This window comes from Micromonospora sp. S4605 (assembly GCF_003176715.1).
Classification (GTDB): Bacteria; Actinomycetota; Actinomycetes; order Mycobacteriales; family Micromonosporaceae; genus Micromonospora; species Micromonospora echinaurantiaca.
Window position 1 is genome coordinate 1 of the sequence record NZ_QGSW01000054.1, and the last position, 7,827, is coordinate 7,827.

Sequence of the window (7,827 nt, forward strand, 5' to 3'; positions counted from 1 at the left end):
GACTGCCCCGCTCCACCCCCACCACGATCACCATCCCCCGGATCGGGGTCGACGCCAGCATCATCTCGCTGGGCACCAACCCCGACGGCACCGTCCAGGTCCCACCGCTGGAGCGGGCCGAGCTGGCCGGCTGGTACCAGCCGGGGCCGAGCCCGGGCGAGGTCGGCAACGCGGTGATCGTCGGGCACGTCGACTCGGCCAAGATCGGGCCGGCGGTCTTCTTCTCGCTCGGCGCGCTGCAACCCGGTGACGCCATCACCGTGGCCCGCGAGGACGGCCAGCCGGCGACCTTCACGGTCGAGTCGGTCCAGCGGCACCCGAAGGACGCGTTCCCCACCGAACTGGTGTACGGCCCCAGCGACAAGCCGGGCCTGCGGGTGGTGACCTGCGGCGGGGTCTTCGACGAGGCCGCCGGCAGCTACCCCGACAACGTGATCGTCCTCGCCACCCTGGCGGAATGATCCACCAGAGCCGGAACGGTCCGGCCGGTCGGTGAAACCGACCGGCCGGACCGCTGTGTGGACCGCTCAGGCGGCGGCGGAGGTCCGCACCAGGGTGCGGATCTGGCGGAGCAGCACCGACAGGGCCGCCAGGTCCGCCCGGGACTCGTCGAACTCGCCCATCGCCCGCTCGGCCCGGTGGATCGAGGTGGCGTTGGACTGCTCCCACTGCGACACCCGCTCGTGCGGGGGCAGCGTGTCCGGCGTGGAGTCGAGCACCTCCGCGGTCAGCGCGGCCAGCGCGGCGTACAGGTCGTAGCGCAGCGCCATCCGGGCCAGCGTCTGCCAGCGGTCCTCCCGCGGCAGCAGGGAGATCTTCGACAGCAGCGAATCAACCCGGAACCGGTCGGAGAGCACGAAGTAGACCGAGGCGACCTCGCCCACGTCGCGTCCGCTGCTCGCCGCCGTCTCCACCACGTCCAGCAGGCCGAAGCTGTACATCAGCCGGGTCGCCTGCTCGGCCAGGTCGCGCGGCAGCCCCCGCTCGGTCATCGAGTCGATGTGCGCCGCGATGGCCTCCCGCTCGCTGCCGTAGAAAAGGTTCTCCAGCCCCGGCAGCAGCCGGGCCACCCCGTCCCGCAGCCGGGCGATCTCCGCCGGCACGTCGATCGGCGAGCGGCGGTTGGTCACCAGCCACCGCACCGCCCGGTCGAGCAGCCGCCGGGTGTCCAGGTAGACGCTGGTCTGCAGCTCCGGGGCGACCTTGTTGTCCAGCGCCTCCACCGCGTCCCAGAGCTCGCCCAGGCCGAACACCTCGCGGACCACGACGTACGCCCGGATCACGTCCGCCGCGCTGGCCGCGGTCTCCTCGACCACCCGGAAGACGAACGAGATGCCGCCCCGGTTGATCGCCTCGTTGACCAGCACCGTGGTGACGATGTCCCGGCGCAGCCGGTGCCGGCCCATCCGGTCGGCGAACCGCTCCCGCATCGGGGTCGGGAAGTAGTTGACCAGGACCTCGGTGGTCCAGTCCTCGTCCGCCAGCCCCTCGTTCAGGATCTCCTTCTCCAGAACGATCTTGACGTACGCGAGCAGCACCGCGAACTCCGGCGCGGTGAGCCCGGACTCGCTGCGCACCGCCAGCTCCTCGTCCGGCGGCAACGCCTCCAGGGCCCGGTCCAGCGCGCCGGAGCGCTCCAGCTCGGTGATCATCCGGCGGTGCACCGGGAGCAGCGAGGCGGCCTGCGCCTGGGCGTTGTTCAGCGCCCGGGCCTGGTCGTAGTTGTCCCGCAGCACCAGCTCGGCGACCTCGTCGGTCATCTCGGCGAGCAGCTCGTCCCGCTCCGGGACGGTCAGCTCGCCGTCGGCGACCGCCGTGTTCAGCAGGATCTTGATGTTCACCTCGTGGTCGGAGCAGTCCACCCCGGCCGCGTTGTCGATGAAGTCGGTGTAGATCCGACCGCCGGTCAGGGCGTACTCGATCCGGCCGAGCTGGGTCCAGCCCAGGTTGCCGCCCTCGCCGGCCACCCGGCAGCGCAGGTTCTTGCCGTCCACCCGGATCGCGTCGTTGGACTTGTCGCCCACCTCCGCGTTGGTCTGGCTGGACGCCTTCACGTAGGTGCCGATGCCACCGTTCCAGAACAGGTCGACCGGCGCGGTGAGGATCGCCTTCATCAGTTCCTGCGGAGACAGCTGCGCCACGTCGTCGTCCAGGCCGAGCCGCTCGCGCACCTGTGGCGAGATCGGCACCGACTTGGCGGTACGCGGGTAGACGCCACCACCGGCCGAGATCAGCTCCGCGTTGTAGTCCTCCCACGACGACCGGGGCAGCTCGAACAGCCGCTTCCGCTCGGCGTACGAGGTGGCGGCGTCCGGGTCCGGGTCGAGGAAGATGTGCCGGTGGTCGAAGGCGGCCACCAGCCGGATGTGCTCGGAGAGCAGCATCCCGTTGCCGAACACGTCGCCGGACATGTCGCCGACGCCGACCACCGTGAAGTCCTGGGTCTGGGTGTCGTGGCCCAGCTCGCGGAAGTGCCGCTTGACCGACTCCCAGGCGCCCCGGGCGGTGATGCCCATCTTCTTGTGGTCGTAGCCCGCGGAGCCGCCGGAGGCGAACGCGTCGCCGAGCCAGAAGTTGTGCGCCGCGGAGATCTCGTTGGCGATGTCGGAGAAGGTGGCGGTGCCCTTGTCCGCCGCCACCACCATGTACGGGTCGTCGCCGTCGTGCCGGACCACGTCCTCCGGCGGCACGATCTCCCCACTGAGGATGTTGTCGGTGACGTCCAGCAGCGCCGAGACGAACTCCTTGTAGCAGGCCACCGCCTCGTCCCGGTCGCCCGGCTTCTGCTTGAGCACGAAGCCGCCCTTGGCGCCCACCGGCACGATCACGGCGTTCTTCACCATCTGCGCCTTGACCAGGCCGAGCACCTCGGTGCGGAAGTCCTCCCGCCGGTCCGACCAGCGCAACCCGCCCCGGGCCACCGGCCCGAACCGCAGGTGCACGCCCTCGAAGCGGGGCGAGTAGACGAAAATCTCGAACTTCGGCCGGGGTGCCGGCAGGTCCGGGATCGCCTGCGGGTCCAGCTTGAACGCCACGTACGCCTTCGGCCGCCCGTCGGAGCGCTTCTGGTAGAAGCTGGTACGCAGGGTGGCCTGGATCAGCGTCAGGTACGAGCGCAGGATGCGGTCCTGGTCGAGGCTGGCCACGTCGTCCAGCGCGGCCCGGATCTCGGCGACCAGCTCACCGCTGCGCTGCTGCCGCTGCCCGGCGTCCATCGCGCCCGGCACGAACCGGACCTCGAAGAGCTCGACCAGCAGCTGCGCGATCCGCGGGTAGGCGATGAAGGTCGACTCCATGTAGTCCTGGGAGAAGACCGTGCCGGCCTGGCGCAGGTACTTCGCGTACGCCCGCAGCACCACCACCTGGCGCCAGGTGAGGCCGGCGCGCAGCACCAGCTCGTTGAAGCCGTCGACCTCGGCCTCGCCCCGCCACGCCGCCGCGAAGGCGTTCTCCACGTGCGGGCGCACCTCAGCCAGCTCCTGGTGCCCCTCCGGCAGTTGGAGCCCGAAGTCGTACAGCCAGATCCGGCCGTCGACCCGCTCCACCTCGTACGGGTGCTCGTCGACCACCCGCACGCCGAGCGAGTGCAGCACCGGCAGCACGGCGGAGAGCATCATCGGCTCGCCGTAGCGGTAGACCTTGAACCGCACGTCCATCGGCTCGGCCTGCTCGGCCTCCGCCGTGCGGCCCCCGGGGCGGGGCGCCAGCTGCTTGCGGAACAGGTGCATCTCCAGCTGGCCGGGCTCCTCCAGCAGCTCCAGCTTGGCCAGGTCCTTCATCGCCTCGTACGGCGTGTGCCCGTCCTTGTAACCCTCCGGGAACGCGTCGGCGTACCGGCTGAACAGGTGCTTGGCCTGCTCGTCGCCGAGCTTGCGCTCCAGCACCAGCCGGTAGTCGTCGTCCCAGAGCCGGGTGGCGTCGGCCAGCTCCTCGGCGAGCAGGTCGGCGTCGATGTCGCTGGGCGGCCGGTTCGGGTCGGTCCGGACGATGAAGTGCACCCGGGCCAGCATCGACTCGGTCACCCGGGTGGTGTAGTCGACGCCCACCCCGTTCAGCTCGCGCAACAGGATGTCCTGCATGCGCAGCCGGTTCTGCGTGGTGAAGCGGTCCCGGGGCAGGTAGATCAGGCAGGAGATGAACCGCCCGTACGCGTCCCGGCGGAGGAAGACCCGCAGCTGCCGGCGGCCGGCCATGCGCAGCACGCCGATCACCGCGTGGTAGAGGTCGTCGGTCTTGATCTGGAACAGCTCGTCGCGCGGGTAGGTCTCCAGGATCTGGAGCAGGTCCTTGCCGGAGTGGCTGCGCTGACTCAGGCCCGAGCGGTCGAGCACCTCGGCGACCTTGCGCCGGACCACCGGCAGCTCCCGCACGCTGGTGCGGTACGCGGCGGTGGAGAACAGGCCCAGGAAGCGCCGCTCGCCGACCACCTCGCCGGCCTCGTCGAACACCTTGAAGCCGATGTAGTCGAGGTAGGCCGAGCGGTGCACGGTCGCCCGGGAGTTCGCCTTGGTGATGATCAGCAGGCGCTTCTCGGTGACCCGCTCGTGCGCCTCGGGCGTCATCGACGACAGCGACCGGGCCTCGGGCGAGTCCTGGCGCAGGATGCCCAGCCCGGTGCCGAGCACCGCCTCCAGCGCCTGGCCGCCGTCCGCGGCCTCGGTCAGCCGGTACTCCCGGTAGCCGAGGAAGGTGAAGTGGTCGTGCGCCAGCCAGCGCAGCAGCTCGACCGAGTCGGTGATGTCCTTCTCCGGCACCGGCGGTCGGTTGTCGCTGGTCCGGGCGGCGGCCAGCTCGTCGGCGAGGGACAGCGCCCGCTGGCGCATCTTCGGCCAGTCCTCGACGGCCTCCCGCACGTCGGTGAGCACCCGCTGCAGCTCCCGGCGCAGCGTGTCCCGCTCGGCGGCGTCGCGGACCGGGTCGATCTCGATGTGCATCCAGCTCTCGACCAGATCGCCGGCGATCGCGTCGTCCGGCTCGACGTCCGCGCAGACCTCGGTGAGCCGGCCGAGCGGCTCCCGCCGCACCACCACCAGCGGGTGGACCAGCAGGTGCACGTCGAGGTGGTGCGAGTTGAGCAGGGCGGTCACCGAGTCGACCAGGAACGGCATGTCGTCGGTGACGATCTCGATCACGGTGTGGTGCTGGTCGGCGTCGGGCTCGTGGATCCGCAGCTTCAGCTCACCCGGGACGCGCTGCCGGGCCAGGTCACGGTGGGCCTGGGCCGCGGCGAGCATCTCCTCGGCGGTGAAGCCGATCAGCTCCTCGTCCGGGGCGAACCGCCAGAAGCGGCTGACCAGGGTCGCCGCGTCGTGGTCGTCCCCGGCGAGCGCGACCGCCTGAGCCACCAGGCGCTCCGCGTTCGGTACCGGTTCGTCGAGCTCGGTGTGCTCCGCGTCCCCGGCCAGCGAATCCGGCGGCAGGCCCAGGTCGTAGATGGTGTCGATGCTCGAACCGGTCATCCCGGTCACTCCTGTGTCGAGTCGGCCGAAACCGTCCCCGTCGGTCGCCGAATCGAAGCTGTCGTCCCGGCTGGTGTCATCCTGCCGGAGGTCGGGTCCCGGTTTGATCGCCGGACGCCGGTCCATCGGTGCCACTCCCCTCGACCCACCGCGTTGTGGGTCACTCTCCCGCCCAGCCTAGGCCCTCCCGCTTTGGTGCTTCCGCGGCGGACCTCCGGCCGGACGTCCGGATCCGGACACTGTCCTTTCACCCGTTGCGGGTACGAGGTTGGCCGGCCCCAGGAGTACCCCGCCGCGCGATGTTCATCACACCGTCACGGGTCCGTCTTCCCGCCCGTCCGCCCCCAACCGGGGACGATGCGGACAGCGGACGCGTACTAACGTGCAGGCAGTGGAAGATCCAAGGAGCTGCGCCATGCGTCCGTCGTACCCCCGTCGTCACGGCCGGTCACTCGCCGCGCTGGCCGCGATCCTGCTCGCGGCCGGCGGGCTCACCGCCTGCTCGGACAGTGACGGGCCGGAACGCAGCGTGGACGCGTTCCTGGCCGGCTGGCGCTCCGGCGACCTGCAGGCGGTCGGGTTCGTCGACCCGACCGGCGCCAAGGTGCCGGCGGCCGACGTCGCGCGCGAGATCAAGGAGCTCTCCGGCGAGCTGGCCGCCACCCCGCCGGCGCTGACCCGCCGCGGCGAACCCAAGATCACCGCGGACACCGCCACCGCGACCGTCAAGGTCGAGTGGACCCTGCCGGGCGACATCCGCTGGGCGTACGACCGGACGGTCCGGATGACCCGCGGCGGCGACGACCAGTGGCAGGTGATCTGGGAGCCGAAGGTGGTGCAGGAGCAGCTCACCCGGGGCGACCGGCTCGGGCTGCGCCGGCAGACCGGCCCGCGGGCAGCGGTGCTCGACGACGCCGGCCAGCCGATCGTGGCGCCGCGACCGGTGGTCCGGGTGGGGGTGCAGCCGAGCGAGGCGACCGACGTGCCGGGTCTGGTCCGGAAGCTGGACGCCGCGTTCCGGGCGATCCGGCCGGCGATCACCCCGCCGGTCGACCTCTCCGGCCTGCCCAAGCGGCTCGCCGACGCCGACCCGGGCGCGTTCGTCGAGGTGGTGACCCTACGGGAGGAGGCGTACCGGCAGATCAAGCCACGGATCTACGACCTGCCGGGCACCAAGTTCCGCGCCGACAAGCTGGACCTCGCCCCGACCCGCGAGTTCGCCCGGGCGGTGCTCGGCTCGGTCGACCCGGCGCAGGCCGACGACCTGACCGGGCACCCCGACCGGTACGTCGCCGGCGATCTGGTCGGCCACGGCGGTCTGCAGGGGCGCTACGACGAGCGGCTGCGTGGCACGCCGGGGCTGAGCGTGATCATCGAGCGGCCCGGGCCGGACGGCACCCTGGTGCCGACCGGCACCGAGGTGTTCCGCCGCGACCCGCAGCCCGGGGCGCCGTTGAAGACCACCCTGGACGTGGCGACCCAGAACGCGGCCGACGCGGCGCTGCGCGGTGAGCGGCGGCGCTCCGCGCTGGTGGCGCTGCGGATCAGCGACGGCGCGGTGCTCGCCGCGGCGAACGGGCCGGGCGCGGCCGGGGAGAACCTCGCCTTCACCGCCCAGGTCCCGCCGGGGTCGACGTTCAAGATGGTCAGCGCGCTCGGGCTGCTGGACCGGGGCGCGGTCACCCTGGACGGGCGGGTCGACTGCCCGAAGACGTTCACCGTCGACGGCCGCGCGTTCAAGAACTCCGACAACTTCGTGCTCGGCTCGGTGCCGTTCCGCACCGACTTCGCGAAGTCCTGCAACACCGCGTTCACCGCGCTGGCCCCGAAGCTGGGCGCGGACGGGCTCGCGGTGACCGGTCGGTCGCTGGGCCTGGAGGCGCAGTGGGACGTCGGCCTGGACACCTTCACCGGCAAGGTCTCCGCCAACGGCGGCGCGACCGAGCAAGCCGCCGCCGCGATCGGCCAGGGCACCACCCTGGTCAGCCCGCTGGCCATGGCGTCGGCCACCGCCGCGGTCGCCCGGGGTCGTTTCGAGCAGCCGAAGCTGGTGCTGGATCCAGCCCCGGCGCAGCCGGCCGCACCCGGCCAGCCACTCAAGGCCGAGTCGGTCGAGGCGGTGAAGACGATGATGCGGGAGGTCGTCACCGCCGGCACCGGCACCGCCCTCAAGGACGTGCCGGGTGACCCGGTGCACGGCAAGACCGGCACCGCCGAGTACGACAACAACCCGGCGCACACCCACGCCTGGTTCGTCGGCTGGCAGGGCGACGTCGCGTTCGCGGTCTTCGTCGAGCAGGGCGGCGCCAGCACCGCCACGGCCGTCCCGATCGCCGAACGCTTCCTCCGCGCCCTCCCCCACTAACCC

3 protein-coding genes are annotated in these 7,827 nt (G+C 71.8%); 2 read left to right on the forward strand and 1 reads right to left on the reverse strand.

Annotated features, from left to right (window positions below; genetic code table 11):
- Positions 1-461 (forward strand): class F sortase (locus tag DLJ47_RS02705; RefSeq protein ID WP_109898526.1); only part of this gene is annotated, 461 nt, incomplete at its 5' end.
- A gap of 66 nt (positions 462-527) precedes the next feature.
- On the opposite strand, the gene DLJ47_RS02710 is transcribed toward DLJ47_RS02705, so the two are convergent.
- Entirely contained in the window at positions 528-5,585 is a 5,058-nt protein-coding gene (locus tag DLJ47_RS02710; protein WP_109898527.1) for an NAD-glutamate dehydrogenase, read from the reverse strand.
- Positions 5,586-5,874: 289 nt separating this feature from the next.
- Between DLJ47_RS02710 and DLJ47_RS02715 the strand changes: the two genes are divergently transcribed.
- On the forward strand, positions 5,875-7,824 hold the full coding sequence (locus tag DLJ47_RS02715) for a penicillin-binding transpeptidase domain-containing protein (RefSeq protein ID WP_109898528.1): 1,950 nt from the start codon (positions 5,875-5,877) through the stop codon (positions 7,822-7,824).
- Positions 7,825-7,827: the final 3 nt, after the last annotated feature.

Excerpts from the sequence above, each read along its gene's own strand:
- DLJ47_RS02715 (WP_109898528.1), top strand. The coding sequence starts at position 5,875 with ATGCGTCCGTCGTACCCCCGTCGTCACGGCCGGTCACTCGCCGCGCTG.
- DLJ47_RS02710 (WP_109898527.1), bottom strand. The coding sequence starts at position 5,585 with ATGGACCGGCGTCCGGCGATCAAACCGGGACCCGACCTCCGGCAGGAT.